General features: G+C 42.7%; 30 protein-coding genes. 19 read left to right on the top strand and 11 right to left on the bottom strand.

The window, feature by feature from the left end; genetic code table 11:
- The 14 genes from ACQ4LT_RS02230 to ACQ4LT_RS02165 all read left to right on the top strand — a co-directional run bounded on the left by ACQ4LT_RS02230 (position 1) and on the right by ACQ4LT_RS02165 (position 9,430).
- Positions 1–342, top strand: a complete 342-nt coding sequence (locus tag ACQ4LT_RS02230; protein WP_445664372.1) for a P-II family nitrogen regulator — start codon at positions 1–3, stop codon at positions 340–342.
- 125 nt (positions 343–467) lie between these two features.
- Complete coding sequence (locus tag ACQ4LT_RS02225) at positions 468–938, top strand: hypothetical protein (RefSeq protein WP_445664371.1); 471 nt, start codon at positions 468–470, stop codon at positions 936–938.
- Positions 939–940: 2 nt separating this feature from the next.
- Positions 941–1,156, top strand: a complete 216-nt coding sequence (locus ACQ4LT_RS02220) for a hypothetical protein (RefSeq protein ID WP_445664370.1) — start codon at positions 941–943, stop codon at positions 1,154–1,156.
- 11 nt (positions 1,157–1,167) lie between these two features.
- On the top strand, positions 1,168–1,356 hold the full coding sequence (locus ACQ4LT_RS02215; RefSeq protein WP_445664369.1) for a hypothetical protein: 189 nt from the start codon (positions 1,168–1,170) through the stop codon (positions 1,354–1,356).
- Between the two features lie 18 nt (positions 1,357–1,374).
- Positions 1,375–1,668, top strand: coding sequence for a DUF5676 family membrane protein (locus tag ACQ4LT_RS02210; RefSeq protein ID WP_445664368.1), 294 nt, complete (start codon positions 1,375–1,377; stop codon positions 1,666–1,668).
- A 2-nt stretch (positions 1,669–1,670) separates the two neighbouring features.
- Positions 1,671–2,756 carry a site-2 protease family protein gene (locus ACQ4LT_RS02205; RefSeq protein WP_445664367.1) on the top strand — a complete coding sequence of 362 codons (1,086 nt, stop codon included), beginning with the start codon at positions 1,671–1,673 and terminating at the stop codon, positions 2,754–2,756.
- A gap of 118 nt (positions 2,757–2,874) precedes the next feature.
- Complete coding sequence (locus ACQ4LT_RS02200; RefSeq protein ID WP_445664366.1) at positions 2,875–3,090, top strand: SHOCT domain-containing protein; 216 nt, start codon at positions 2,875–2,877, stop codon at positions 3,088–3,090.
- An 18-nt stretch (positions 3,091–3,108) separates the two neighbouring features.
- A complete protein-coding gene (locus tag ACQ4LT_RS02195) occupies positions 3,109–4,140 on the top strand; it encodes a type II glyceraldehyde-3-phosphate dehydrogenase (RefSeq protein WP_445664365.1) in 1,032 nt (343 codons plus the stop codon).
- A 53-nt stretch (positions 4,141–4,193) separates the two neighbouring features.
- Positions 4,194–4,847: a methyltransferase family protein gene (locus ACQ4LT_RS02190; protein ID WP_445664364.1), complete on the top strand. Its 654-nt coding sequence runs from the start codon at positions 4,194–4,196 to the stop codon at positions 4,845–4,847.
- A gap of 40 nt (positions 4,848–4,887) precedes the next feature.
- Entirely contained in the window at positions 4,888–5,733 is an 846-nt protein-coding gene (locus tag ACQ4LT_RS02185) for an ATP cone domain-containing protein (RefSeq protein ID WP_445664363.1), read from the top strand.
- 8 nt (positions 5,734–5,741) lie between these two features.
- Positions 5,742–6,032, top strand: a complete 291-nt coding sequence (locus ACQ4LT_RS02180; RefSeq protein WP_445664362.1) for a glutaredoxin family protein — start codon at positions 5,742–5,744, stop codon at positions 6,030–6,032.
- Positions 6,033–6,086: 54 nt separating this feature from the next.
- Complete coding sequence (locus tag ACQ4LT_RS02175) at positions 6,087–7,616, top strand: glucoamylase family protein (protein ID WP_445664361.1); 1,530 nt, start codon at positions 6,087–6,089, stop codon at positions 7,614–7,616.
- Positions 7,617–7,740: 124 nt separating this feature from the next.
- The gene (locus ACQ4LT_RS02170; RefSeq protein ID WP_445664360.1) at positions 7,741–8,592 is read left to right on the top strand and encodes a c-type cytochrome; all 852 of its coding nucleotides are present in this window, start codon (positions 7,741–7,743) and stop codon (positions 8,590–8,592) included.
- Positions 8,567–9,430, top strand: a complete 864-nt coding sequence (locus ACQ4LT_RS02165) for a patatin-like phospholipase family protein (RefSeq protein ID WP_445664359.1) — start codon at positions 8,567–8,569, stop codon at positions 9,428–9,430. Before ACQ4LT_RS02170 ends, ACQ4LT_RS02165 begins: the two co-directional genes overlap by 26 nt.
- Here the strand turns inward: ACQ4LT_RS02165 and ACQ4LT_RS02160 are convergent.
- The 5 genes from ACQ4LT_RS02160 to ACQ4LT_RS02140 all read right to left on the bottom strand — a co-directional run bounded on the left by ACQ4LT_RS02160 (position 9,427) and on the right by ACQ4LT_RS02140 (position 16,207).
- Positions 9,427–10,728, bottom strand: a complete 1,302-nt coding sequence (locus tag ACQ4LT_RS02160; protein ID WP_445664358.1) for a hypothetical protein — start codon at positions 10,726–10,728, stop codon at positions 9,427–9,429. The genes ACQ4LT_RS02165 and ACQ4LT_RS02160 overlap by 4 nt on opposite strands.
- Before the next feature lie 11 nt (positions 10,729–10,739).
- Entirely contained in the window at positions 10,740–11,486 is a 747-nt protein-coding gene (locus tag ACQ4LT_RS02155) for an outer membrane lipoprotein-sorting protein (RefSeq protein WP_445664357.1), read from the bottom strand.
- The gene (locus ACQ4LT_RS02150; RefSeq protein ID WP_445664356.1) at positions 11,473–14,397 is read right to left on the bottom strand and encodes an efflux RND transporter permease subunit; all 2,925 of its coding nucleotides are present in this window, start codon (positions 14,395–14,397) and stop codon (positions 11,473–11,475) included. The genes ACQ4LT_RS02155 and ACQ4LT_RS02150 overlap by 14 nt, the downstream gene beginning before the upstream one ends.
- A gap of 104 nt (positions 14,398–14,501) precedes the next feature.
- Positions 14,502–15,077, bottom strand: a complete 576-nt coding sequence (locus tag ACQ4LT_RS02145; RefSeq protein ID WP_445664355.1) for a helix-turn-helix domain-containing protein — start codon at positions 15,075–15,077, stop codon at positions 14,502–14,504.
- 41 nt (positions 15,078–15,118) lie between these two features.
- Positions 15,119–16,207, bottom strand: a complete 1,089-nt coding sequence (locus tag ACQ4LT_RS02140; protein ID WP_445664354.1) for a cytochrome D1 domain-containing protein — start codon at positions 16,205–16,207, stop codon at positions 15,119–15,121.
- Positions 16,208–16,521: 314 nt separating this feature from the next.
- Here ACQ4LT_RS02140 and ACQ4LT_RS02135 point away from each other — a divergent pair, with 314 nt between their 5' ends.
- Positions 16,522–16,770: a hypothetical protein gene (locus ACQ4LT_RS02135; protein WP_445664353.1), complete on the top strand. Its 249-nt coding sequence runs from the start codon at positions 16,522–16,524 to the stop codon at positions 16,768–16,770.
- A gap of 132 nt (positions 16,771–16,902) precedes the next feature.
- Here the strand turns inward: ACQ4LT_RS02135 and ACQ4LT_RS02130 are convergent, their stop codons facing one another.
- Positions 16,903–19,410, bottom strand: a complete 2,508-nt coding sequence (locus ACQ4LT_RS02130) for a heavy metal translocating P-type ATPase (RefSeq protein WP_445664352.1) — start codon at positions 19,408–19,410, stop codon at positions 16,903–16,905.
- A 450-nt stretch (positions 19,411–19,860) separates the two neighbouring features.
- A complete protein-coding gene (locus ACQ4LT_RS02125) occupies positions 19,861–20,529 on the bottom strand; it encodes an energy transducer TonB (RefSeq protein ID WP_445664351.1) in 669 nt (222 codons plus the stop codon).
- A 514-nt stretch (positions 20,530–21,043) separates the two neighbouring features.
- On the opposite strand from ACQ4LT_RS02125, the gene ACQ4LT_RS02120 reads away from it, so the two are divergent.
- Together ACQ4LT_RS02120 and ACQ4LT_RS02115 are read left to right on the top strand one after the other, a co-directional pair.
- Positions 21,044–21,202, top strand: a complete 159-nt coding sequence (locus ACQ4LT_RS02120) for a YHS domain-containing protein (protein WP_445664350.1) — start codon at positions 21,044–21,046, stop codon at positions 21,200–21,202.
- A gap of 318 nt (positions 21,203–21,520) precedes the next feature.
- On the top strand, positions 21,521–22,219 hold the full coding sequence (locus ACQ4LT_RS02115; RefSeq protein ID WP_445664349.1) for a hypothetical protein: 699 nt from the start codon (positions 21,521–21,523) through the stop codon (positions 22,217–22,219).
- Between the two features lie 9 nt (positions 22,220–22,228).
- Here the strand turns inward: ACQ4LT_RS02115 and ACQ4LT_RS02110 are convergent, their stop codons facing one another.
- Both ACQ4LT_RS02110 and ACQ4LT_RS02105 read right to left on the bottom strand, forming a co-directional pair.
- A complete protein-coding gene (locus tag ACQ4LT_RS02110) occupies positions 22,229–22,699 on the bottom strand; it encodes a rhodanese-like domain-containing protein (RefSeq protein WP_445664348.1) in 471 nt (156 codons plus the stop codon).
- A 172-nt stretch (positions 22,700–22,871) separates the two neighbouring features.
- The gene (locus ACQ4LT_RS02105; RefSeq protein WP_445664347.1) at positions 22,872–23,111 is read right to left on the bottom strand and encodes a thioredoxin family protein; all 240 of its coding nucleotides are present in this window, start codon (positions 23,109–23,111) and stop codon (positions 22,872–22,874) included.
- 206 nt (positions 23,112–23,317) lie between these two features.
- Between ACQ4LT_RS02105 and ACQ4LT_RS02100 the strand changes: the two genes are divergently transcribed.
- Positions 23,318–23,659, top strand: a complete 342-nt coding sequence (locus ACQ4LT_RS02100; RefSeq protein ID WP_445664346.1) for a class I SAM-dependent methyltransferase — start codon at positions 23,318–23,320, stop codon at positions 23,657–23,659.
- Here the strand turns inward: ACQ4LT_RS02100 and ACQ4LT_RS02095 are convergent.
- Positions 23,656–25,104: a sensor histidine kinase gene (locus ACQ4LT_RS02095; protein ID WP_445664345.1), complete on the bottom strand. Its 1,449-nt coding sequence runs from the start codon at positions 25,102–25,104 to the stop codon at positions 23,656–23,658. The two genes, ACQ4LT_RS02100 and ACQ4LT_RS02095, sit on opposite strands and share 4 nt — an antisense overlap.
- Positions 25,097–25,819, bottom strand: a complete 723-nt coding sequence (locus ACQ4LT_RS02090; protein ID WP_445664344.1) for a response regulator transcription factor — start codon at positions 25,817–25,819, stop codon at positions 25,097–25,099. The genes ACQ4LT_RS02095 and ACQ4LT_RS02090 overlap by 8 nt, the downstream gene beginning before the upstream one ends.
- Positions 25,820–25,983: 164 nt before the next feature.
- Between ACQ4LT_RS02090 and ACQ4LT_RS02085 the strand changes: the two genes are divergently transcribed.
- The gene (locus ACQ4LT_RS02085; protein ID WP_445664343.1) at positions 25,984–26,595 is read left to right on the top strand and encodes a hypothetical protein; all 612 of its coding nucleotides are present in this window, start codon (positions 25,984–25,986) and stop codon (positions 26,593–26,595) included.
- The last annotated feature ends 10 nt before the right edge of the window (positions 26,596–26,605 follow it).

Here is a 26,605-nt window from a genome sequence, read left to right as displayed (position 1 = left end):
ATGAAACTTGTCAAAGCGTACATCCGACCAATACTACTGGAAGATGTTTATACAGCACTCCGTAATAAAGGATATTGCTGCATGACTGTCTTCGAAGGTGAAGGCACAGGTCGATTCAGTGACCCCGATGATCAGCATGGATCCTTAAACTTTCCGGCCATGCATACCCATGTAGTAAAAGTTGAGATCGCTGCAGATACCGAAGATGTAGACACAATTACTGAGATCATAAAAGAACATGGCCGTACCGGTCGAAAGGGCGACGGTATCGTTTTTGTCATGGAAATTGAACAAGCTACCCGAATACGAGATGGAAAACAGGGAGCAGGTATACTCAATTAATCTCAGCACTTTAAGGTTGCCTTAAGGCAGACATGCGTATGTTACATTAGAACATATAATTGATTGAATCACAAAATTTAGCAAAATATTTCAACTGAAATTTAATCCAAATAAAGGTGACCACTATGAAACGCTTAACACTTATTCTATCAGCATTTTTTCTTATCACTAGTTTAGGTTTTGCCCAACAGCAGAACAACGATATGCAAAAGAAAAAACAGCAGATGCAGGAAATGATGCAAGATTCCACCATGCGTGCCATGATGATGGAACACATGGCTCAGAATCCAGAAATGCGCAAACAGATGATGCAGCATATGATGAAATCCGGAGAGATGGATCACTCCGCCATGATGGACAATATGGAAAAAATGATGAATGATCCTGAAATGAAAGAGCGCATGCAGAAGCATATGAAAATGATGCAATCTATGATGGAAGATGGCGAAATGAATCACTCCAAAATGATGGAAATGATGGGCGATTCATCCATGATGAAGAAGCATATGAAGTGTATGCAGATGATGGGTGACCAGGGAATGATGGATAAAGAAAAGGATATGAACGGCAGCAACCATCAGCAACATCACAACTGATTATGGACTGGCTAAACGCTCTAAATACTCATTGGGCTCCGGTGCTTTGGATTCTGCTGGCCGGGGTCTCTCTTCTGATCTGGTACTTTGCCCTACGCGGAAAACACCGGAATGAAATCAGAAATGCAGCTATCGAGATTCACCGGAGACGACTACAAACCGGTCAAATATCGAAGGAAGAGTTTAACCGGCTCAAGCAATCCTTATCCAACAACTGACCTCTAAGAAAATGAGCAAGCATACGCTTTGGATGATTATAGGATGTGGTATTCCGTTACTCCTGCTATTCCTTGCTCCCTCCTTGGGACTGAATAGCAATGTGACATTTTTTCTTTTTATCGTAGCCATGTTTCTCTGCCATATCCTGATGATCGGTCATCACCGGAAAGGATCAGATCATGATGTTCCTCAACACTAACCTATTGGAGAAATAATTATGAAAAAGCTAAGCATTAAAAAATTGGGAATGGCCGTTGGTACTACGGGCGCCGTTCTTTACATCGGCTGCATAATTCTAATGATCTCAGTTGGAAGAGAAGGAACCATTTTCTTCTTTAACAGCCTATTGCATGGACTGGATGTTGAACCCATAATTCGCATGAGTGTCCCACCATTGGATGCACTGTTTGGCATTATACAAACCTTTATCCTGGGTTGGCTGGTCGGCGCATTGATCGCGGCCATATATAACATCGGCATAGGTAAGGAAGTTCAAGAAAAAGACAAGTAAACATGAAATGGTCCCTTTATGTCGGTAAACCGGCAGGTATTAAAGTCTTTATCCATTGGACCTTCATCCTGCTGGTTATTTGGCTCTCCTGGATGCATCTGCAACAGGGCCATGGACTTTTTGAAATTATAACCGGACTATTCTTTCTGGCCTTGCTGTTTGCTTGTGTAACGCTACACGAATTTGGACATGCCTTGGCAGCTCGTCGGTATGGAATCGGCACACAGGATATCAATTTATTACCTATCGGTGGAGTAGCAAGACTTGAGCGAATGCCCGAAGATCCCAAACAGGAATTGGTTGTTGCAGCGGCCGGTCCTGTAGTAAATGTGGCTATTGCCGTAGTGCTTTTCTTGCTGATACTGTTAACCGGGCAGGGCCAAATGGATATTAGCCATCACGTAACGGGAAGCAATTTTCTGTCTGATTTGCTAGCCATCAACATTATTCTGGTTGTTTTTAACTTAATTCCAGCATTTCCAATGGATGGTGGTCGCATGCTTCGAGCATTACTGGCATTTAGGATGAAGCGTACCAAAGCCACCCGAATTGCTGCCTCGGTAGGACAACTACTGGCCATCGGCTTTATCCTATTTGGCCTTTTTTACAATCCATTTCTACTGTTCATCGGTATATTTGTATTCCTTGGTGCCGGTGCTGAGTCACGACAGGTTTCTATGGCTGAATCTATAAAGCGGGTAACAGCAAGGGATGTCATGACCAGTAGTTTCCAAAGCATTTCACTAAGTGCTACAATAGCTAAGGCAGCATCCATCATGCTCGGGAGCCGATCTTCGGAACTTGCTGTCACAAACGGGGATCAATTCGTGGGAATCGTCTCCTATAGATCGGTTATTCAGGCACTTCAGGAAAGTAAATCAGAGCAACCAATAATTGATCTAATTCAGGAAGACATTAAAACCCTTGAACCCAATTTATTACTGGCGGATGTAATTGATGTCCTTCGATTGGAAAATCAAACCCTGTATCCCGTCATTGAAAACGGCAAACTTAAGGGGATAATTACAAATTCCAATATGAATAAGATACTCCTTGATAAACAGGCAACCCCACAGATTCGTGATTAAGAAAAATCCTCTTCCATTTTAAGCTTGTTTTAAGGCAACTCCTCTTACCTTGTGATTAGTATGTCGTTCTACCCGACATACTAATACTTAGGAATAATAAAATTTATGTGGAGGCAATATGTTTTTCGACCATCACTTTATAGGTATACATTTGATTTGGTGGCTCTTTGTGATTGGTATTACCCTGCTGTTGGTTTTTAATATCATACCTTACCGGCCGAATGCAGAACCAAAAGAAGATGCCTTGGAAATTTTAAAAAAACGATTTGCTCGTGGTGAAATAGAACGGGAGGAATTTAAAGAGCGTAAGCAAGTTTTAAAACAGAGCAAATAACAAAAACAAAATCTTACAATGGAAAAAGTGAAAGTTGCCGTAAATGGTTACGGAGTAATCGGTAAAAGAGTAGCTGAGGCAGTGACCCTGCAGGATGATATGGAGCTCATTGGCATTGCAGATGTAGCTGCCGACTGGAGAATTCAAACAGCTGAATCAAAAGGATACTCCATATATGCCAATACCGAAGAAGGGCGGAAATTGATGACCCGCAAAAACATCCAGATAGCTGGCGATCTTGATGATCTGCTTGATGGTGCCGATGTAGTTGTAGACTGTGCTCCAAAAAAGTTTGGTGCTCAAAATGCCGAAAAATATAAACTTTCCGGTGTGAAATATATCGTACAAGGTGGTGAGAAACATCAAACTACTGGACATTCTTTCAGTGCTGAATCTAACTATGCAACCGCCTTGGGAAAGGAAGCAACCCGTGTAGTATCCTGTAATACCACCTCAATCCTTCGAACGCTTACGGCTCTTAAACGTGCGAACTTGCTAAAAAAAGCTCGTGGTACTTTGCTCCGCCGAGCTACTGACCCATGGGAAAGCCATAAAAATGGCATCATGAATACGATGGTACCTGAACAGGAAATTCCCAGTCATCAAGGCCCCGACGCCCAAAGCGTGGATCCCGAGCTGGATGTTGTAACCGCAGCAGTAAAAGTACCTCAAACACTTTCCCACCTACACTACTGGACCATTCAATTGACCGGGGAACCATCCAAAGAGGAAGTCTTGGAAGCGTTAGGTACCTCTACCAGAACCGCTTTTATACGCATGGATAATGAATTATCAGCAAATAATGCTGTGAAGGAATTAATGCTGGATATAGGCCGTCCCCATGGTGATATGTACGAAGTGGCCATATGGGAAGATATGCTAAAAGTGGAGGGAGACGAACTTTACTACGCATATTTAGTGGATAATCAAGCAATCGTAATTCCCGAAACTATCGATGCTATTCGAGCACTAACCGGCATAGAATCCAATCCCGAAAAATCGGTAGACAAAACAAATCGATCACTGGGTATTAAGCAACGGTTTATTTAGAAAGCAATCTATTTTCATTACCAATAATCCTTTTTACTGAGCGGAGTAATTACATGGGACGAGGAATTGAACATTCAGGAGCCTGGATTATAGCGCTTTTTGTTATCGTTTTTGCCTCCTGGCTTTTATACAAGTATCTGGCACCCAAAACCTGGCGGGAGTGGATGGGAGCCGGGTTGATTCAGGGCTTTATCATTGCACTGTATGCAGAAATGTACGGCTTCCCGCTAACTATTTATCTAATGGCGCGATTCCTGGGAATTGACAGCGGGTCTGCAGATGCCAATCTCTGGTCAACATTATTAGGCATGGGTCAGACCGGCATGATGATCTCAATGATTATAGGTTATACCCTGCTTTTTATTGGCTTCGGAATTTTTATCCAGGGCTGGCGTCAGCTTTACCATGCCAAGCAAGAAAACAGGCTGGCAACCGACGGATTATACAGCTTGGTCAGGCATCCCCAATACACCGGATTGTTTATCGGGCTTTTTGGAGAGGGTGTCATTCACTGGCCCACTATATTTTCCGTGGGCCTGTTTCCGGTTATCGTCATTGCATATGTTCTGCTTGCCCAAAGAGAAGAGAAGAAAGTAATTGAAGAATTTGGGGAAGAATACCTCAAATACAAGCGGAAGGTACCGGCTTTCCTTCCGATGAAAGGTAAGTGGAAACAGTTTATTCAACGGTCCGATAATACAGGCTAATCAAATTTATAGTTATTTCAATCCAATTATGGTCTAAAGTATGGCACCGATCACAGTCACCAAAGCTTCCGGAGAAAAAGAACCATTTGATGAAAATAAACTTCGCCGTTCACTTAAAAGCGCAGGTGCTGACCAACAAATTATTGATCGAATTGCAAATGCCATCAGTGAGATACTCTATAATGGGATTTCCACAAAGGAGATCTATAAAAGAGCTTTTCGACTGCTCAGAAAACATTCCAATCGTTCAGCAGGACGATATAAGTTAAAGGAAGCATTATTAGAGCTGGGACCTACTGGTTACCCCTTTGAAAAGTTTGTCGGTGAACTACTTACGAGATTAGGGTACCATACTGAAACAGGAATTATTGTAGAGGGCAACTGCGTATCCCATGAAATTGACGTGATTGCTGAAAAGGATGAAAAGCATTTCATAATCGAATGCAAATTTCACAACCGTAAAGGTCATACATGTAATGTAAAAGTCCCACTCTACATTCAATCACGATTTCAGGATGTGGAAAGAAACTGGAGCAATCAACCCGGTCACGAAGATAAACAACACCAGGGTTGGGTGGTTACCAATACCCGATTTACCAAAGATGCCCTGCAGTATGGGAATTGTATCGGGCTTAAACTGTTAAGTTGGGACTATCCCCAAGATAATGGTCTCAAAGATCTTATTAGCCAAGTGAATCTCCATCCGATTACCTGCCTTTCAACCCTTAGTAAAAAGAATAAACAGCAATTGCTTCAGCAAGATATCATTTTTTGCCAACAGTTATGTGAGAATGATAAGATCCTAACAAGTATAGGACTGGACAATCGAAAGAAGAACCAAGTATTGAAGGAAGCTCAGGATATCTGTAATGTCAATAAATATTAAGTAACCAAATGAAATACTTAGATGATGTGCGTACTGAAATAAATGCTACTTTAATTATTTACTGCAAAGAGTGGTGCCACTATCTTCACGAGCTGGTAAACCTGCTTCGGGAGAAACAGCAATCATTCACCTTTATCGATTTGCGGTTTGACACGCAAAAAGCAAAAGAGTTGATATCTGAACTGGGCAATCCCCTGATTCTTCCAGTACTCTCCTTTGATGGGATATATCATGAAAAGCCACCGATTTCAAGAGTTGCAAATATTCTGAACCGGATACCTTTGGAGGAAACAAATTGATCAAAATTACTATGGTATATTACCATCAGAAGTCGATTAATAACCACTATGACTATGAGAACGATAAATGTCACAAAAGCCTCTGGAGAAAAAGAACCTTTCAATAAGGCTAAACTCCGCCGAATGCTGGTTGCTACTGGCGCTGATTCAGAAGTAATTGAACAAATAATAAAGTCTATTCAAAATAAGCTCTATGAGGGCATCTCTACCCAGAGAATAACGGAAGAAGCTTTTCTACAGCTAAAGGAAAAGTCAGATAACATAAAATTCAGTAGTTCTCCGGCGGAACATGAAATACCTCCCGATTTTGATAACAACAGACTTGATACACTACAGCGTCACGCTTTCGATTATTTTTTGCACGAAACAAACCCGAGTAATGGCCTGGTAGCAGACAATTCACAGTTAGGAGCACCCGCTAGCATCGCATCGGTCGGCTTTGCATTGGGTGCCTATGTGGTTGGCGTAAATCGCGGATGGATGTCACGAACCGATGCAATACAACGTACCCTTGCAGTCCTTCATTTTTTCTGGAATAGCGAGCAGAGCACAGCTCCAGACGCGACCGGCTATAGGGGGTTCTTTTACCATTTTCTTGATATAAATACCGGAAAACGTACTGGAAAGTGCGAGTTGTCGACGATTGATACAGGTATTCTTCTGGCCGGCATACTCATTGCTGCCACTTTTTTTAACCACGACAGTGAAGAGGAACATGAAATACGTACCTTGGCCGATGCCATCTATAGCCGCGTCGATTGGAAATGGGCTAGCAATGGTGAGGCCACGATCACCCACGGCTGGACACCTGAGAACGGTTTTCTGCCATGCCGATGGGAAGGCTATGATGAGGCCGCCCTCCTTTATTTACTCGCCCTTGGGTCTCCCTCCCACCCTTTACCGAAGGAAAGCTATACAGCCTGGACTTCCACTCATGAATGGAAGAATATATATGGCTATGAGTTTATTTACGGAGGACCGCTGTTTATCCACCAATATTCCCCCATCTGGATCGATTTTCGTGGGATCCAAGATACTTTTATGCAGAAAAAGGGGATCGACTATTTTGAAAACAGCCGCCGGGCTACATATGTCCAGCAAGAATATGCAATACGAAATCCATTGGATTTTCAAGGCTATGGAGAAAACTTTTGGGGAATAACAGCCAGTGATGGTCCCGGTTGGACTACCAAAAAAGTTAACGGCATTGAACGCTCCTTCTTCGGCTATGTCGCTCGTGGGGTACCCTACGGTCCCGATGATGGTACGGTCGCTCCATGGGCCGTCGTTGCATCCTTACCCTTCGCACCAGAAATTGTACTGCCAACAATTCAAAATTTTCAGGATGTGTATCCCCAGATCACAGGACAATATTGCCTGAGATGTAGTTTTAACCTTAGTTATCCGAATACTCAAAAAACTCATGATGGGTGGACTTCTTCCTATCATTACGGTATTAATCTTGGCCCCGTTGTCTTGATGATAGAAAATTATCGTTCTGAATTGATCTGGAAGCTTATGCGAGATTCCAAATATATTGTGAACGGGTTAAAAAAAGCAGGATTTAGAAACGGATGGTTATGAATCCTATTAAAAGAAGTTTATCATGAATTAACGTTAACTAAAGAAGGGAGCTATGATGAATAAAATAAATATTAAATTTTTTCTAATAATAATTGGACTCCTTGTTTTTCTATCCTCATGCCATATGGGAAGATCTGACTATATGAGTGAAGAACAGCGGAATGAATTAGAAGCCGCTTACGATTCCCTGCAGTCTAATTATGAAACACTGTTAACAAGCTATGAGACTGAGTCTGGTACCCTGCCAGCGGAATTGAAATCGCTCTATTCTCAAATGCAACAGATGCATAGTAAGATGGATGCGAACCACCGTCAAATGATGAGCATGCACATGGACCGGCACATGCAGGGCGATAAGATGATGGCAGAAGGCATGGGCATGCATATGCAGAATAACATGACCGGCGAATGGTACAACCAGATGATGAGTATGCATGATCGAATGGCAAACATGCACCAAGAAATGGGACAGCAATCGATGGCAGAGATGAACAAGCGGCTCTCAGAGGGATATGGCAAGATGAGACATATGACACCTAGTACAGATGAAACATCAGAAGTCCCCTTCAATGAAGAGGGAGACCCTTCGTTGCTTAACGGCGAATCCCTTTATGCCCAAAATTGTGCTTCCTGCCACGGCAATAATGCAGAAGGAATTGGCGGTGCTTTCCCTCAGCTTGTAGATTCAGAGTGGATTACCGGTGACAAATCCGTCCCCGTTCGCATCCTCCTTCATGGCCTATCGGGAGAAATTGAAGTCAACGAACAATCTTATCAAGGCAGTATGCCTTCTTTTAAAGCACGACTCAGTGCAGCGGAAATGGCAGCCATTTTGAATTATTTAAGGGATGAAAGCGAAGGTGATCATTCGAATATTTCCCAAGAAGACATCATCCGAATTAGCAATACCTACAGTGATCGTACGACTTCTTGGAATGCAGAAGAGTTGAATGTACAAGAACAAAGCAACCAATAATATGCATGCCGAGTCTAATAAAACGGCACTTGTTCTCTGTGGTGGTGGGGCCCAAGGGGCTGCTGAAATTGGTTTTTATCAAGCAATGGTAGAACAGGGAGTAAAGCCGGACTTTATTATCGGTACCTCAATCGGGGCTATTAATGGTGCTTTCATTGCCTCTGGATTGGATATAAGTCAATTAAAAGAACTATGGAAAAGGATTTCAGAACAAAAACTTTACCGATTCAACCCGGAACTTCTATGGAAATGGGGCGATGCTTCAAGTTTGTTTAAGCCCACGGGCATAAAACATTTCCTGAAAAGGAATCTACCGGTAGATACTTTTGAAGAACTCGATATCCCGCTGACCGTAGTAGCAACTGACCTTCAAAAAGCAGGTTCCACCTATATTGATAACGGTGAATTATTACCTGCCCTGCTAGCCAGTTGTGCCCTTCCGGTATATTTTCCTCCGCAAATTATAAATGGTCATCAAATGGTTGATGGAGGGATTACCAATAATATCCCCATTGATAAAGCCTATAACATGGGAGCTGATACTATTTACTGCATGTTAAGTGATTGCCGGCACCAGTTCAGCAATACCGTAAATGGATTGTTTAATATGATAATACGCACGGCCCAAGTCAGCCAACACCAAAAACTTAGAAATGATATTCAAAAAATTGCTGCAAATACGGAACTGTACCTCTTGGATCTCTGCATTAATACCCACCTGACCAGCGTGCTTGATTTTAGCAAGACTGAAATGATTATTGAAGAAGCATACCAATTTTCTAAACGAGCCCTGGAACAAGGATATGGATGCGTTCCTCTGCCCATTGACCACTCTTAAAAGTCTACTCGAAATCTTACAAAAACCTGATCCAGCTCCTCCCAACTGTTAAATAGTGTCCCTTCTTCTCCCCAAATCAAAAATGCCCCTAACCCGGCTTCTAAATTGTCGATGCGCTGGTAGGTAAGCTCCGGCGATAGCCCGTATCCCAGTTGTTCCCAATCGTTGACTTCCAGGGTATTATTCAAAGCAAATAACACATCTTCATTAAAAAAATTCTGCTCAAGTCGTATTATAAAATAATCATTCAAATTTTCTGTCCCCCGCTCGGTGTAAAATCCATGCATCCACTGAGTATTCAGGTAGATACCATTTGGAAAAGTATAATCACCACCAATCGTAAATTTCAGATAGGGTTCATCTTCCAATTGGGTTTCCCGGCTTGAAAAACCATTTATATCTGAAATCAACTCCACCTTTTCAGGTAAAAACAGACCAGCCTCTCCCCATATTCCTATTCCCGAAAGCTCAGTTACCAGATCGGCACCAATGACTTGTATTTTCGGAAATTCCATCTCTACTTGTGGTGCCATTGGTGGAGCTACGAGCAGATTGGTTGCAACTGGAATATCGTCGTACCCATTAAAATAGCTGACCGAGAAATCCCATTTGTCAATACTGCCGTCCCAGTGGAAAGCAAACATGCTGTTTTGGGGTGTTTGCTCCGGTAGCTGCAATTCATCATCGTAATCCCCAACATCGCCAAGGAAAAGATTCGCTCCATTTCGAGGCAGCAGAACGGGTGTTATGCCCGGCAGCCAAACGCCGGTCAGCCGGTTATTGCCAAAATACCACGTCCCCTTAAAAGCCCATGAAGGAGCCATTTCAGTAAAGTTCACCAAATCAGAAAAATCATTGGGATTAAGGTTATCGGTAGGATTCAGCTTATCGGCCCGACCCCAGGCAATACGTTGTTTGCCTACACGGATATCAAGATCCTCAAACAAAAACCCATAGACATCAATAAAGGCTTCCCAAACGGACATATCATACGGGAATTGGGATTCCATGCGTTCAAGATCGCTAAGAGACTGCGGCTGGGGAAAATCGTAAAACCGAAAATCCAGACTGCTAAATAGGTAAAGTTGAGAACCCACCGGAGCTTTCATTTCCAATCGAAACTGATTATAAAAGTTATCGATATAGGTGCTGTCTCCTCCCGTTACAAATCGCTTATCGAGTTCTAAAAATCCACCGAAGTCAGGCTGTGCTATTGCTGTCGTTCCAAATCCAGTGAGTAGAACTACAGTGAGTATTGTGGCCTTTTTAACACATGATTTGACTCTATCGAAAAACATAAATACCTCTTTTACCTAATAGGACGTTTTAGCGTGCGCTGACTGAATTCCCTGTCCGAAAGCCCTTGGTCAAATTGGATATCAGACAGTTCCAATACCGTTTCGTGGTTTTCATCTAACGATTTCATTCTCATCGTTTTACCCATCCAATAGCCATCAATTTTTTCTACATTATCAATCGCCAATTCTTTGATCTTCTCCTCTTCCCGGTCATAAAATTCAACTTTTCGCAGTACATAGTTGGACGTATCGGCAAAAATTACCAAATGGTGGTAGTTAACATCCGCATCGGGCTGAGGTTCCAGCAACATCCGATATTGCCCATTTCCCTTCGACAAATCCCGGGCTATATAATCCTCCGAATAACTGCTGCGAGACATATCCTCATAAGTAAAATCGGTGCCCATAAAATTTTCGTTGGTTGCCGACGATGCGATTCTTCGAACTTTCCTAAAAGCCGGCAAATAAAGATAAAGCCGGTCAGAAGCCAGCCGTAGAAATCCCACCCCCCGCACATCCGCCGGTTCCCGGAAGCGTACCATCCGTAGCTCCTTCCCCTTTTGCTTGATTTCAACAACTCGCTTTTTTACCCGATTCTCCTCATCAATAAGTTTCATTTGCTCGGTAGCGGACATATCTGAAAATGCATTTTGTACCGAGTCTATTTTTCCCAGAATCACGTCAGGTGTTTGCCCCCATGAAGGGAATGCATAAAATATCAGTATCAGTATTGGTAGGATTGATTTAAACCGTCTCATAATGCTTTTTGTTTTCAGTTGCTGGTTGCGTTTTTTGCTCTGATTTACCAATCAGATATTTTGGTTTGAGCCAGACAATTAACACGGCAAGCAGAGTAAGACTTAAGGTCGCGCTTACCAATACAGTTAGGGACGTAAGTCCACCAAAGCGCCGAATATGTTGTCCGCCGGCAAAAAGCAGTACCAGAAAACCGAGCCCCACAGCCACTGCATTAATTAGTACAGATATGCCGGTTGTTTTAATGGTGGTCTGCAATGCCCGCAATTTATCACCCGATGCCAAAAGCTCATCGCGGTAGCGAGATATAAAATGGATGTCCGTATCAATCCCCAGACCGATGGCAATGGAAGCGATCATGGCTGTAAAAGAGTCCAGGCCAATGCCCAGGTAGCCCATCACACCAAAATTGATGATAATTGTTAACGTGATCGGAATAATCCCTATAATTGCCACCAGCGAAGACCGGAAGATGATCGCCAACAATACAAGCACGAAAAACATAGCTGTCACCAGACTCTTTATTTGAGTAGGTAGCAGTTCTTCCTCCATCCCTTTCAACACTTTCGGCATTCCGGTCTGATGTATCGAAACCGGGACCTCACGAATAATGGCCTCCTGTTTATCAGCAACTATTTTATTGGCCAATTCTTTCTCCAGGAATGCTATATCCTCGTTTACACCCCATAATATTCCCTCCACATTTTTTTGGAAATTCTTGTCTGTATCTGGGAATGCAGACAATATCAATTCGGAGGCGGGCTGTATTCTGGCTTTTCCAATACCCGAATTAATAATAACAGCCAGTGAACCTGCCAGCCAGTCGGCATCTTCCTTGTTGATATTTGAAACAGCAGAAACCAAGATGTTGCTGACCTCTTCTTCGGTTACAGACAATTCGGCTTCCGAGAAGGAATCCTCGATTCCTTTCAAAAGCTTTGTTTGATCAGTATCATTAAAGGTAATTTCAGTCTCTGGACTGTCCAGATAATTTTCAACCTGATCTAAAACCCGCTGCTGCACCGACTCATTAACGCTAAAGTTCTGTAGTTTATCCTTCAACTTACCAATCAGGCCGAATCCCCATGTTCTTCCCTCTTTACGTAAAAACCACTTAAGGTCCTGCATTACCTGTTGGAGTTGCTCTCTTTGAACTTTTTGTTTCTGAATAGAATCCAACTGTTCCAAATCTATTACACTGATCTGCTCCGGCAAGGTATCCAGATAACGACTGACACTGTCTACCGAAGCTGTCAACACTCCGGTTCGCCACGTGCCCAGTTTGGCTTGAACCAATCCTGTCTCGGCATCGGGTGTAACCATTTGTTCTATCTGGTCCTCTCCTTCGATCAAAAACCAAAGGTTTGAGACTCCTTGCTGCTCTTCGGGAACCCGATATCTACCATTCATCACATTACTCATCTCAGCAAGTACCGATCCCATAGATCCAGCCTTAGCTACTTCAGGTATCGTTCCAAGCCTATTTTCAATGCGATGCATCAGCTGAAGTACGGCCGGATCTTTTACATTTCCATTGACAACAACCTGTACCGGAAGTGAGCCTGCAAATTTTTCCCGCAACATCATTTCGGCGTGATAAGGATCACTTCCGCGTGCCAGGCAGAGTGACCAGTCCACATCCTTTTCAATTTTAGGAATAGCAACAAGGGCCAGCGCGATAATGGCAATACTTCCTGCCAAGATCGATTTCTTGTGTCTATATATGCGGTATCCAAAACGATCCAAAAAGTGGTGAGCAGATTTCTGACTTTGGGTATCAGTCTCAAATCGTATCCCGAAGGAAAGCATGGCGGGGAGCAAGGTCAAAGATACAACTAGGGCCAAGATAACGCCCACTGCAGTCAGCAAGCCAAATTGTTGTATAACTGAGAAATTTGATACAAACAGGGAGGCAAATCCCACCGTTGTCGTAATTGTTGTCAGCACAATGGGGGTACCCATCTGTTTGAAGGACTGACGGGCAGCTTGCTTGGGACTATTACCTTCACCTCGCAGTTCATAGTAACGTTTCATCAGGTGGATACCATCTGCACTTGCAAGTGCAAGAAGGACTACCGGCATAATTCCCGTCAACAGGTCAAATTCTAAACCTAATATACCCATAAAACCTGTCACCCAAATAACACTAACTGACACTACAATCATGGGAAATAATACCCCAGCCCAATGACGGAATCCAAGATATAAAATCAGGATCAGCAGAAAGATCATGATAGGAATAAGCGTGGTTAGGTTTTCTCCTATCAAGAGCGTCATATTGTAAACCAAGAATGGGGAGCCTCCAAAATATAGTTTGGATTCAGGTACTTCGTTAAATGACGAACGTACGCTGTCGGTTACTTCCTTTATCCGCAACGAAGTAAGAAACTGGTTGGAACCTGTCGGCCCGCTGCCCTCAAATTGTAACAGGATCGCCGCTGCTTTACTGTCATCTGAAATCAGATTGCCAGTGTAACGATCATTGCCTAACACATAGCTTTGCAACTCTTTTAATTCCGCTTCTTCAGTCGGTATCTGCTCCGGATCAATAAGCTTTCCAACTTCCAAGCCCCATTCTGTTTCCTTGAAATCGATGACATTGGTGAGGCTGGTTACATATGAAACACCTTCAATCTCTTCATAAGCTTTGGTTAATCTGTCAATGGTTTTAAGATTGGCAGGAGTAAAAACCTGATCAGAGGAGAGCAACGCAACCCCAACATCATTTCCGCCGAATTTGTCTCCTATTCGATTATATTCCTTCACAACCGGATCATCCTGGCTCAGATAAGTTGAAAAGTCTGCATTCAACGTTACAGACAATGTATTCCAGCCAAGTATGCCCGTAAGTATAAGAGTAAGGATAATTACCCACCAGCGGTATCGAATAACCAGATCAGCGAGACGTAACATAATTCTTGACTTAAGGATCTTGTATAATCTGTTATTGGCAATCTACAACAGACTTCCTTAAAAGAAGCTTAAATGTTTTTATTCGCTTTAAAAGTTGAAGGTCATCATATCAGCTTATCTAAGGACCTGCGAAAATCAGCTCTCATTGAAAATTCATGGATAGAAATATTTAGTTTTTTCTTGAATTCATTACCTAAACGATCTGCATTTGCATACCCTAATCGATTAGCAATGTCTTCCAGGGGTTGTTCGTCATATGAAACCAACTCTTTCGCTCTTTCAAATCGTAGTTTGTTTGTATAATCTACAATTGAAAGATCATTAACCGATTGAAATACTTTATCCAACTCTTTGATATCACGGCTCATGGCTAATTCAAGATAAATAGCTATAGAATCGGACTTAACAGGATAGTTTTGATAATAAAACAGATGGATTAACAAAACTTTTATCCGTTCTGCCTCCTGTTCTATTTTTGAACGAAGTACTCCAAAACCATGCTTATCCAACGCTTCATTTATTTTCTGCCAGTCAGGATTATTCTGAGAGCTGATTACTGCTTGTCCCAGATCTACTGCTTTAACTGTATATCCCAAGCCTTTTAAAAGATCTTCCACAACATAATGGCACCGGGGACACACCATATTTTTAATGTGCAGGATGTAGTTATTCGTGCCCATAGTATTATTTTATTTCATTGCATAATGATTACCAGCCCCAGTCATTTGCTTTGGGGAACCAGAATGTCATGGACTTGTGGCCAAGCCGGAATCTCCTTCACGATTTCCAGAGAACTCGGATCAATAATGGTAATTGCAGCCGTCATATTACGTGAGTTACTCTGTTCGGAATCTTTTTTCTGGAAACGATCTTTGAGACCAGCAAGTAAATAATTTCCATCTGCCGTCATGCTGAGATGTTCGGGATATCCGCCCAGTTCAAGGGTTTCAACTACTTCTGCTGTTTCAGCATTAATCACAGATATATTGGGTTCACCACGATTACTTACAAATACATATTTGTCATCTTCGCTCACCGCAACACCGTGGGGTTGTTTGCCCACCGGTACTTTAGCACGCAGTTTACCGGTCTCAACATCAATAATGGAAAGTCTGTCAGCCGTGTCATTTGTAGCATAAATCGTTTTTCCATCGTGTGCTGCTGCCAGATGTCCCATCATCGACTTTGTCCCCATATCGAAAGTATCCATTAGTTCGTTTGTTTCGGGATCAATGACGCTAATTGTACTACCCATACTTAACACATAGAGCCGACGTCCGTCAGGCGCGAACGCGGGATAAAACGCAGCTTCCGGGGTATCAATTTGTGCAACAATTTCGTTTGTAGCAGTATCTATGACTATCAGTTTATCCGCAGCGACATATACATATCGACCATCGGGCCGAACCGTCGCATGATGAGAAGCCGTTCCGACATTAATCTTCTTTATAACCTCTTTCGCACGTGTATCAACAACTGAGACCCATTTTGATCCCATGCTGGAAGCATATATGTATTTTCCATCCGGGGTAAGTGCACCGCCATGTGGATTGCCCGTTACGGAGACCGAGTCTTTGATCTCCCTGCTATCTAAATCAATGACGGCAATGGTGTTTGAAGGCCCCATCATAGCATAGGTAAAATCTTGACTTTCGGTACCATTTGCGGTGGACATTCCGGTTGTACTCTGCGCGTGCAACGACTTTGCTAAAACAACGGAAAACAGAATTGATACCATCACGAAAACAGTGGTCAACAACTCTTTTTCGATACTTTTACAGAAGGGTACTTTATTGATTTGCTTAGTCATAACTTCCTCTTTTTTACTTTAGACCATTTCAATATTTAACAGATAGAATATCTCTTTATAAATCGGATGCTCTAATTGAACAACACAGACTTTTCAAAAGCCATAAATAACATCTGTATCAAATATATGTGGGGCACCCTTAAATAAACCTTAAAAGGAACAGTACTTTTTAATTTTTATTCAGCTCTACATTGACCATTATCCTTATAATCTATCTGATTTAAGCTTATTTTAAGTCTTCCCTTCGTATTCTACATGTAGAATGGATGAAGTTTCCCTTTCATCTAAATTTTTTTAAAAAAAAGGAGGGTTATATGTTTGATATCTGGAGCAACTCGCTTTTGGGATGGATCCTATCAGCCTTTCTAGCTATTGGGATCATCCTAATAGCCCTCTGTTGGCGGTTGCGAAAAAAGAACGATCCCAAAGAGCAACATTTAGATTATTTCTGCCGATGCTATGCCCGAGGCGAAATAAGTCGAGAAGATTTTGAAGAATTAAAAAAGGATTTGCAAGAGCACAAAAAGCAACATAACCAACAGAAAAAAGTACAAAAGAAGTAAAGTGGATAGTTGGAAATACAACTATCCACCAGCCATATTTTTAGTTTGGTAAATGACCCAATGCTAAAATCAAGAAAATATTATCCTTAAAGACTGCCTTTATTCCACTGCTATTAAAAGTTTCATGATAAATTAATAGTCCGGTTGAATATTCTTTTTTTGTAATCTTCTTGAGTTAGCAACCACATTTACTGAACTGAAGGCCATAGCAATTTCTGCTAACACCGGATGCAGCATACCTAAAATAGCCAATGGGATCATCACTACATTGTAGAAAAAGGCCCAAAAAAGATTCTGCTTGATTTTTGTAAATGTAGCATGGCTCAATTTTACAGCCTTTACCACAGCGCTTAAATCACCTTTCACAAGCACAATGTCTCCAGATTCTATTGCGACATCAGTGCCTGTCCCAATTGCTATTCCTACCTGTGCCTGTGTCAATGCCGGAGCATCGTTTATACCATCCCCTACCATCGCTACAACCTTACCTTGTTCTTGTAGTCGTTTTACTTCATCCGATTTTTGGTCGGGCATTACCCCGGCAATGACCTTATTAATACCTACTTCTGCAGCTACAGCCCGTGCTGTTCGTTCATTGTCACCGGTAATCATTATGGGCGTCAAGCCAAACTCTTTCAAGGCGCCAATCGCCTTTTTGCTGTCTTCCTTAATAGGATCAGCTACGGCAATGATCCCAGCTGTTTTTCCTTCTATAGCTACCAGCATCGCCGTTTTCGCCTGTTTTTCCAGATCGCTCATCTGATCTTCAATAGATTTGTTTATTGAGATGCCGGCTTCTGAAAGCAAACTTCTGGTTCCCACTAAAACTTCCTTACCCTTAACATGGGCTCTAATTCCTTGGCCGGTAACCGCCTCGAAATTATCGGTCGCGCTTAGTTGACCATTATGATTTTGAGCATGCTCTACAATAGCCTGACCCAGTGGATGCTCGGAGCCACTCTCTGCCGAGGCAGCCATGTGTATTACTTCTTCTTTTGTTAAACCGTTCAACGTAATCAGATCTGTCACGGCCGGCTGCCCTTTAGTAATCGTCCCAGTTTTGTCCAGCACAATAGCATCAACATCTTTCATCATCTGAATGGCTTCACCTTTGCGGATCAATACCCCGTTTTCAGCACCCATACCCGAACCGACCATCAGTGCGGTAGGGGTGGCCAGTCCAAGTGCACAGGGACAGGCAATGACCAGTACAGCAATGGCAGCATAAAACGCCAAAGCTACCGATCCCATCCCTGGATTGATCCAGGGTATAAAAGTAGAAGCCCACTGAGCGATGCCCCCGAAGAACCCGGGAAAGATAAGCCAAAGCGCCAGAGTGGTCAGAGCGATGCCAATAACAACCGGCACAAAAACCGCGGTAACTCTGTCGGCAAATTCCTGGATCGGCACTTTTGTACCTTGTGCCTCTTCCACCAACCTAATCACTTGGTTCAAAAACGTATCTTTACCTACCTTGGATGCTTTTATTTTCAGCATTCCATTTTTATTAATGGTCGAGCCGATCACTTCATCCCCCGGCGATTTATCCACCGGCATCGACTCACCAGTCGCTATAGACTCATCCACACTGCTTTCCCCGTTTATTACCTCTCCATCTGTAGGAATTTTTTCCCCGGGACGTACAATCATAATGTCACCGGGTTGAAGCTCCTGAACAGGTATGCTGACTTCTTCCCCGTCTCGTTCTACTGTTGCTTCTTTCGCCTCCAGAGTTAACAATTTTTGAATGGCCTGGGAGGCACGACCTTTGGCTTTCGTTTCTACATAGCGTCCGGTCAAATGAAAAGCCATTATCATACCCGCAATACCAGCGAAGCTGTAAAAAGCAGGTGCCAGCCCAAACTGGTGCAACAGGGCTACAAATCCAGTCCCCAACGCCGCCAGCGTACCCATGGCAATCAGTACGTCCATGTTCGGGGCTAGATTCTTAGACGACTTCCAGGCAGTTTTCATCGTCTCCCATCCCGGATAAAACAACACAAGAGAAGAAAGCCCGATCATACCCAGCTCATATCCCAGGTCTCCGAGAAAGGTATAGCCCCAAATCATATCAGCAAACATCCACAGTATTATCGGAAAGGTTGCACCCCATGCCCACCACATACGGGATTGAGCTTTTTCTAACTTTTCCTGCTCGCGCTGTCGCTTGGCTTCTGCTTTTGATTGGCCGGTTTCGGATTCTTCTCGTAACAAAACATAACCGGCATTTTCTATAGCCTGGTCAAAATCTTCTAAGGTTAAATCACCGGAGTAGGTAACCTTTGCCGATTCGGTAGCTAAATTCACGTTGGCTTCTTGCACGCCATCCATCCCTTCCAGGGACTGTTGCACCGAACTTACACAACTGGCACAATGCATACCTTCAATTTTTAGGGTCCGGCTTTGGGCTATCCCTCCGGCAACAGAATACCCGGCCGCTTCGACGGCCTGCGACAGATCATCAACAGATACCTTGTTTTTATCATACGAAACCGTAGCAGATTCGGTGGCCAGATTCACAGAGGCTTCTTCCACACCTTCAATCTTATTAAGAGATTTTTCAACGGCCGACACGCAGCTTGCACAATGCATGCCCTCGATATCCAGTGACTTCTTGTCAAGTTGAGTTGGTGTATCCATAATTCCGATATATTACTGTATTTATTATTGGATCAATAGTTACCATGTACATCAATCTAAATATACAGGTCCAAACTTAAATTGAACTTAAAAATGAAGTCGATTACCTCTAATTTCATGAAGTTTAGTACATTTATTTTTTCATCTCGATATTTCTGAGCTAGCTCTATATCTCTACAAATAAACGGTAATTGTCACTAGCTAAAGGATTTTCAGTTCTTTAGCCATTTAATATAGTAAAGGCAACAGCTATTGACAGTTGCATACTACTGTTTAAACATATAAGAAGTTGTTAATTAATAACGGCAATAAAATAGACAATTCATGTAAACCGCTTAACACTCCTCAACAACAGACCTTCAAAAGAGAAGAAAAGAATTAAGTCACTATAGTTGTACCATTTTTATTGAGCCTTCTCAACTGTTTGGTCAACCAGTAATATATCATTAATCACTCTTGGAGTTTAAATACAACGGGTAAGCTATATTGGACACGAACAGGTACTCCACGTTGACGGCCTGGTTCGAACTCGGCTTGTTTCACACAGCGTAAAGCCTCTTCATCCGCTCCTCCCCCAATACTTCGGACTACTTCTGGATCTTCAACTTTACCTTGTTCATTTACTATAAACCGTACAACTACGCGACCTTCAATGCCGGCCTTGCGTGCCATATCAGGATACTCTACACACTGCTGCAACTTGGCAAGCCCCCCTTTTAATTCAGGCATATGTTCTACAGCTACAAAAAAATCCTCTTCCTCCTCTTCATCTTCCTCCTCTGCTTCTTGGGGAGGATCCGGTACTTCCAAGGCTTCATCAACTTTTATCTCTGCATCGATGTTAATCGTTTGATCTTCAATGATTTCATCATTGGGAACCTCAACAGGTACTTGTGGTTTAGGGGGTGGCGGCGGACGTTCTTCTTGTTTCGTTTGTTCTACCTCCTCCATTGTTACAACTGTCTGCTCTTCAGTAAGTTGAACCTCAGATTTTTCAGTTTTAAAATCTATCTTCATTGCCACAATAAAAATCAAGAGTGCAACTATAAGCCCAATTTCCAAGAAGAGTTTATAGTAGTTCCTGAGATCATATTTGGGATCTTTAAGACCAGAGCTCATAATAACCTCCGTCTTATTTAGAGAACTATTGAAAAAGGCAGCTCTATCTTCTTAGTATTTTCATCATGCTTCCTTAAGCCTTGCTTTCTATTTATATATTTGCAAGTATTAAGCCAGATTGACGCATTTTGCTTTCTTGGCTTGTAGACTTAAATCCTAGTCTTATCATCTCTAAAAAGTATTGCAAAACTGCAATACCTCTGGTGCCTATTCCTGCATAGCTGCAAAAATGCTCATACCAATAATGAATAACCAATATGACTATCTCCCTGATCTGCTTTTATTCTATCTCCCACGTATTATCCGCTGTAAAACAGATCGCTGACATTTTCAAAATTACTCTCTTTACGGGGTTCAACTATAACTTCAACTCCCGAATATAGGCAGTCATTATCTTCACCTATAAATTTCCACTCATAATTTAAGCTTCATTTAAGGTGAAGAGTGTTATTATACGGACAGTTATCAGAAATGCGTTCTGACTAAACAAATTTAATACATAGAGGAGGTACCAATGACTGAAGAGGAATATATCTGCCCTGTAATGGGACATCCCGTTGAAGATACAGAAACCGCTCCCAGCAGCGAATTTAAAGGCACAACATATTATTTTTGCTGCCCACCCTGTAAGGATAAATTTGATGAGGAACCAGAAAAATATCTCCATGATTGACCGGACAAGTCGCGCGGTCAACTTTAACATCATTAAACCTGCTTACTAAGATACATTCATAGAAAACACGTAGAGGTCCCTCCCTGGTAGTACTCCACATTCCCTTTGTGGATACTGTCATCATTTATTTATCCCAACACAATCCCTTATGCGTCTGGTTTTGATCGACCGGACGCATTTTTTAGTTATAGCAAATACTGTAATAAAAATGAATGAGCGCAGAAGTTCATTACATGGATTGTTATATAGTAATAGCTGGAGTTAGGATGACGTTTACCAAAATTAACCCAACAACTTTTAACAAGTATTACAATCTTCATGCGTATAATTATTTCCTTCGTAATCATTATAGCTTTGGCGGGATTGCTCCCCATTCACACCCTCCATGCTCAGCAATCCAAGCAGATGTTGCTTTTTGAAATTGACGGGAACCAATACAAAAAATGCAACTATAATAATGAGGGAGAATTGGAATCCTATGAAAAATTTACTGTCGGTTCCATTGAGAAAGACACAAATACCTACCGGTTACCTGTTGAACTTTATACTTTTAACGCCGAAGGAGAGCTACAAGACAGTACCAAAACCCTTTATACCTGCCAACCTGACGAACAAAAAGTACTGCTAAATGTTTTCCCGTTTACCGACTACGGAAAAGGTAGTAAAATAAAGGTCAACCTACTGGATACCAATGCATTTTACCCGGTAGCTCCAGAACCAGGATGGAAAATAGAATCCATTGATTTTGAAATGAATATCGACAAGGGACTTGTAGGTTTTCTCGGAGGCAAAAGCAAAATAAATATCAATAACCGACGAGTTGTACCTAACGACACCCTTCGAACCGAACAATACCAAATAAATTCAGAAGTAGATCTTGGCGTTTATGTAATGGGTATCAGAATGAAAGAATTCGGATACCGAGTTATTGAAATTATTGACAAGAATCATGGTATTATCTGGCAAAAATTTACCAGTGATGATGACAATAGCTATTTTGTGATACGGCTAATCTGATGAAAATCGTTATTCACTGTCTTTTAAAACTGGCAATCCCAAAGTAATCCAATCGTGTATTCCTCCGCGATAGTACCACATCTTTTCAGCGGGATATCCTGCTTCGAGCAACAGATTAATTGCCTTTTGCGATTGTGGACATTGCGGCCCATTGCAGAAGAAAATAGTGGGCTTTGACCGGTCCAGCTCATCCATCCGATCAACAATATCTGAAATGGGAATTTTATTTGTACCGGCGATTCGTATGCCGTCACGGGTACCGGGAGCTCGTACGTCAATCACTGGAAGCCCGTTCTGAAGATGCTTTATTACTTCCGGCTCACCTACGGTACGGATCCCATCGGCGACCTGGATGGGCTGGATTTCGCCCCACGTAATATCTACTGCTACCAGTCCCTTTGTATTCGGTATGTATTGGGGGGTCATTTGCATTTCGTCTCTTTTGGAAATACGCTTTATCAGTTGTTCTTTTTTGTCCATTCTGTTTTATCCTTGTTTTGTATATCAACTTTTAAACTTTTATCCAGTCAATGCTAAAGGTCGCCGACCGGTCAGATTTGATGTTTGATGGTAATTCCATACGAATATTATAAATTTCAAGGAAATCTCACAGGTATTCACCATCATCAGGGGGGATTAACACGACACTTCGTTAATCAGTAAATAAACTTTTCAATTCATCTTCTGTTGGAATAGGATCGCCGTAGTCACCACGGTAAACGACTTCTCCGTCAACGATAATGTTTGGTGAGGAATGGGCCTCATATTTTTCTACCAGTTCTGGATATTCATCCACGTACCGAACTTCGTACGAAATGCCCATCTTCTTAAGCCGCTCTTCCACCAACGGCCGATGATTACAGTCTTTGGTTGCCAAAATAAGTACTTCCATTTTTAAAGCTTTTGTGTTTGATGTTGAAGTTCTTATTTAGAACTTCTTTTTGTTCTACAAGGTATTCCAAATACCGAACTTCTTCAATATGTCTTCGACCAGGAACCATTGGGTAAAGGATGATTGTAAAAGGTTCAGCCCCACAAATAGGGTAAATAAGTTCCAATAGGTGCTCACAAAATAGCCCCAGTGCCAGACTGCTCGAAATGGATGTCCAGCAGATAGAGTTTCCTGAAGATACCTTTGACGCCGTGGTGGCCACCTTCGTGTTTTGCTCGGTACCCGACCCTATATTAGGACTAAAAGAAGCCCTCCGCGTCACTAAGCCCGGTGGTAAACTTCATCTTTTGGAACACATGCGTGCTGAAAATCCTATGCTGGGTTCGTTAATGGGCAGGCTTGACAGCCCAATACACTATATATGTGGTGTTCACATCGCCCGCCAGACAGTTTTAAATGTTGAAGAGGCAGGATGGAATATTGAACAGGTGCAGGATCTAACCGCAAAGGGGATCTTCAAAAGCATTGAAGCAACAAAACCGCATTAAGCCCCTTTATCTTTTGCTAGCGGAAATTCAACCACAAAGGTACTCCCTTCGCCCTGTCCCTCACTGTAGGCGTGTATTTTTCCATTATAAAGTTCTACAATAGCCTTAACGAGTGGCAATCCCAAACCACTGCCCGGACTTTCCTGCACATCCTGTTGATTAGCACGATAGAATCGCTCAAACAAATGTTTTTTCGTTTCCTCATCAAATCCAATACCCGTATCGGTTAGGTGTAAAACTGCTTTCCCACTGGATCGCTGAAGCTCTAAGTCTATAGCTCCACCTTCGGGAGTATATTTCAATGCATTTTCCAGCAGGTTATTGATAACCTCCTCAATATAGGCTCCATGTGCCCGAACTTGCAGTTCAGGATCAATTTGTGTTTGAATATTGATATTCTTTGCCTGAGCACTTTCCTGATGTTGATCGGCCACTGCTTCTGTAATGCGGCTTATATTAATAGTTTCTGGCTGAGAACGATGCACCGATTCTACTCTTGACAACTGAAGCAGAAGATGTACCATCTCGCTCATGCGACGGGTTTCCGTCAGCATCCGCCGAATGGTTTCCCGATACTCCTCTTTTGAGCGTGGTTTCCGTAGCATAATTTCCGCATCACTTTGCAAAGATGAGAGCGGCGTCATCAGCTCGTGGGCAGCATCAGAGGTGAAACGCTTTTCCCGCTCAAATCCTTTTTGCAGGCGATTAAGCATCATATTAAACGTTTCTGCTAGATCCGTAAGCTCATCCCGTACCTGATAATTCACGGGGATGCGTTTATCCAGATCTGTGGCCGTAATCGATTTGGCGGCCTTGATAATCGAAGATACCGGGGACAGGGCCCGCCGAGAAAGCCAATATCCTCCGAGAATTGAAAATGCCACACTTATTGCAATAAGAACCAATAAATATCGTCTAAACCGACTCAGTTCTTCGTGCAACGTCCATTCGAATCCGGTGACTTCCAGCCAGCCGTTGAGTTCCTCATTGTTATCCATAATCGGATAAAACAACGTACGTGCCGGCAGATTTTGCCACTGGCTACTGAAGGAATATTCCTCGGGTGAATTAGGGATATCAGTTTGCAGCAGTTGGTCGACACCGGCAAAGTTTGGACTCCTGTATATAAGCTGCCCTTCCTGATTATATAATCTCACATAGGTTCCGTACTCAACGCCGCTTTTAAGCGCTGCACTGCGACTATATTCTGACAAGTCAATAGCCAGCGTATCCACGTCGGTATCAATATGGGAAAGCAACTGCTCAGCCTCAAACCGCAAATGGCGATCATAGTTATGGTGGATCGATTGATGAAAGGATTCATATAAAAAATAGCCGAAAGCACTTAGCATAATAAACAAACTCAATCCATACCAAAATGCCAGCTTCTTAGAAATAGACAGGCGATCAAAAAAGCTCGTCAAACTACTCACAATCTTACTCATTTTCTTTTATTAAGTCACCATTCAATCGATATCCTGCGCCCCGTATGGTTTCGATAACTTGGGAGTGGTCCTCCAAAAATGCTTCCTCGCACTCTTCAAACGAATCGGCCAGCTTCTGGCGCAGCGTGGAAATCGTCGCCTCAATGGTATTATCGCTCACGTGATAGGCCGATCCCCATACCCGCTCTGCCAGTTGGGTTTTAGAAAACACCGTTTCCGGCTCACTCACCAAAAGTTCTAACAAAATAAACTCTTTCGGCCGAAGCGATCGCTTAATATCACACACTTTCACCCAGTGTTTACGTGCGTCCAGTTCTATAGGTCCCACCGAAACCACTTCCTCATTCTGCAACTCAGAGGAACGTCGTCCCAATGCCCGAACGCGGGCCAGCAGCTCTTCAAACGAAAAGGGTTTGCCCATATAATCATCGGCTCCGGCATCAAGCCCCGATACCTTGTGATCCAGGTCCCCGAGTGCCGTCAGCATAAGGACCGGGAAGGTCCGATCTTCGTCGCGCCAGTGCTCCAGAATTTGCTTGCCATCACGATTGGGCAGCCGCCAGTCCAAAATAACCAAATCATAATCGTTTACCAGTCCTTGCAGCTCCGCCTCTTCCCCATCATGCATCACCTCAACCGCGTGGCCCTCTTCTTCCAGCCCCCGCTTTAAATTGCTGGCCAACTGCTTTTCATCTTCCACTAAAAATATCCACATACAAACAGATTAATTAGATGCATTCATTAAATAGCGAACGTAAGATAAAAGATGCTGACCAATAATGTTTTAAGCTTAATTTAAGGTGCAATACCGTATATTTAAGTATATCATAAATTAAGAGTTTCGTATCTTTATATTGCAGTCAACCAACTATTCGTATTATGAAACATGCCTACCTACTTATTCTCATAATATTAAGTACCGTACTACTTTTATCAGGTTGTAACACTTCTACGGAGTCTGAAGAGCCCGACCCCGTCTTTCCGATGTATATAGATGAGGATGGCAATGACATCAATGATTATGTCGAGCAAGGAACCCACGAATCAGGTCCCGATATTTCTACCGCCACAACTGGTACTCCGGGTGGTGCTCCGGGCCACTCTTTTATTGATTCTGACGATGACGGTATCTGCGACTATGCCCAGGATGGCAGTCCAACCTGGCACGGCCCGGGATTTATCGATGATAATGATAACAGCATTTGTGACTACTGGGATGAATCCCATCCCATGCATAGCCGGCATGAAGGAATGCGTTTTCATGATGAGAATGGAAATCACATAAACGACTACTTTGAAAAAGAAACCCATCGTTCAGGTGGTCATAACTTTGTTGATGAGAATGAAGACGGAATTTGTGACTATGCTCAGGACGGGAGCCCCAGCTGGCATGGACCCGGCTTTGTAGATGGAAATCACAATGGAATGAGCGACCACTGGGAAAATGGAGGCCGCGGACACGGCGGCATGATGGGAGGCGGTCATCATTAGGAAAATATTC

This window comes from Fodinibius sp. AD559, from assembly GCF_052712805.1.
The sequence above is the reverse complement of the archived record's forward strand: the minus strand, read 5'-3'. Positions and strand labels throughout refer to the sequence as shown.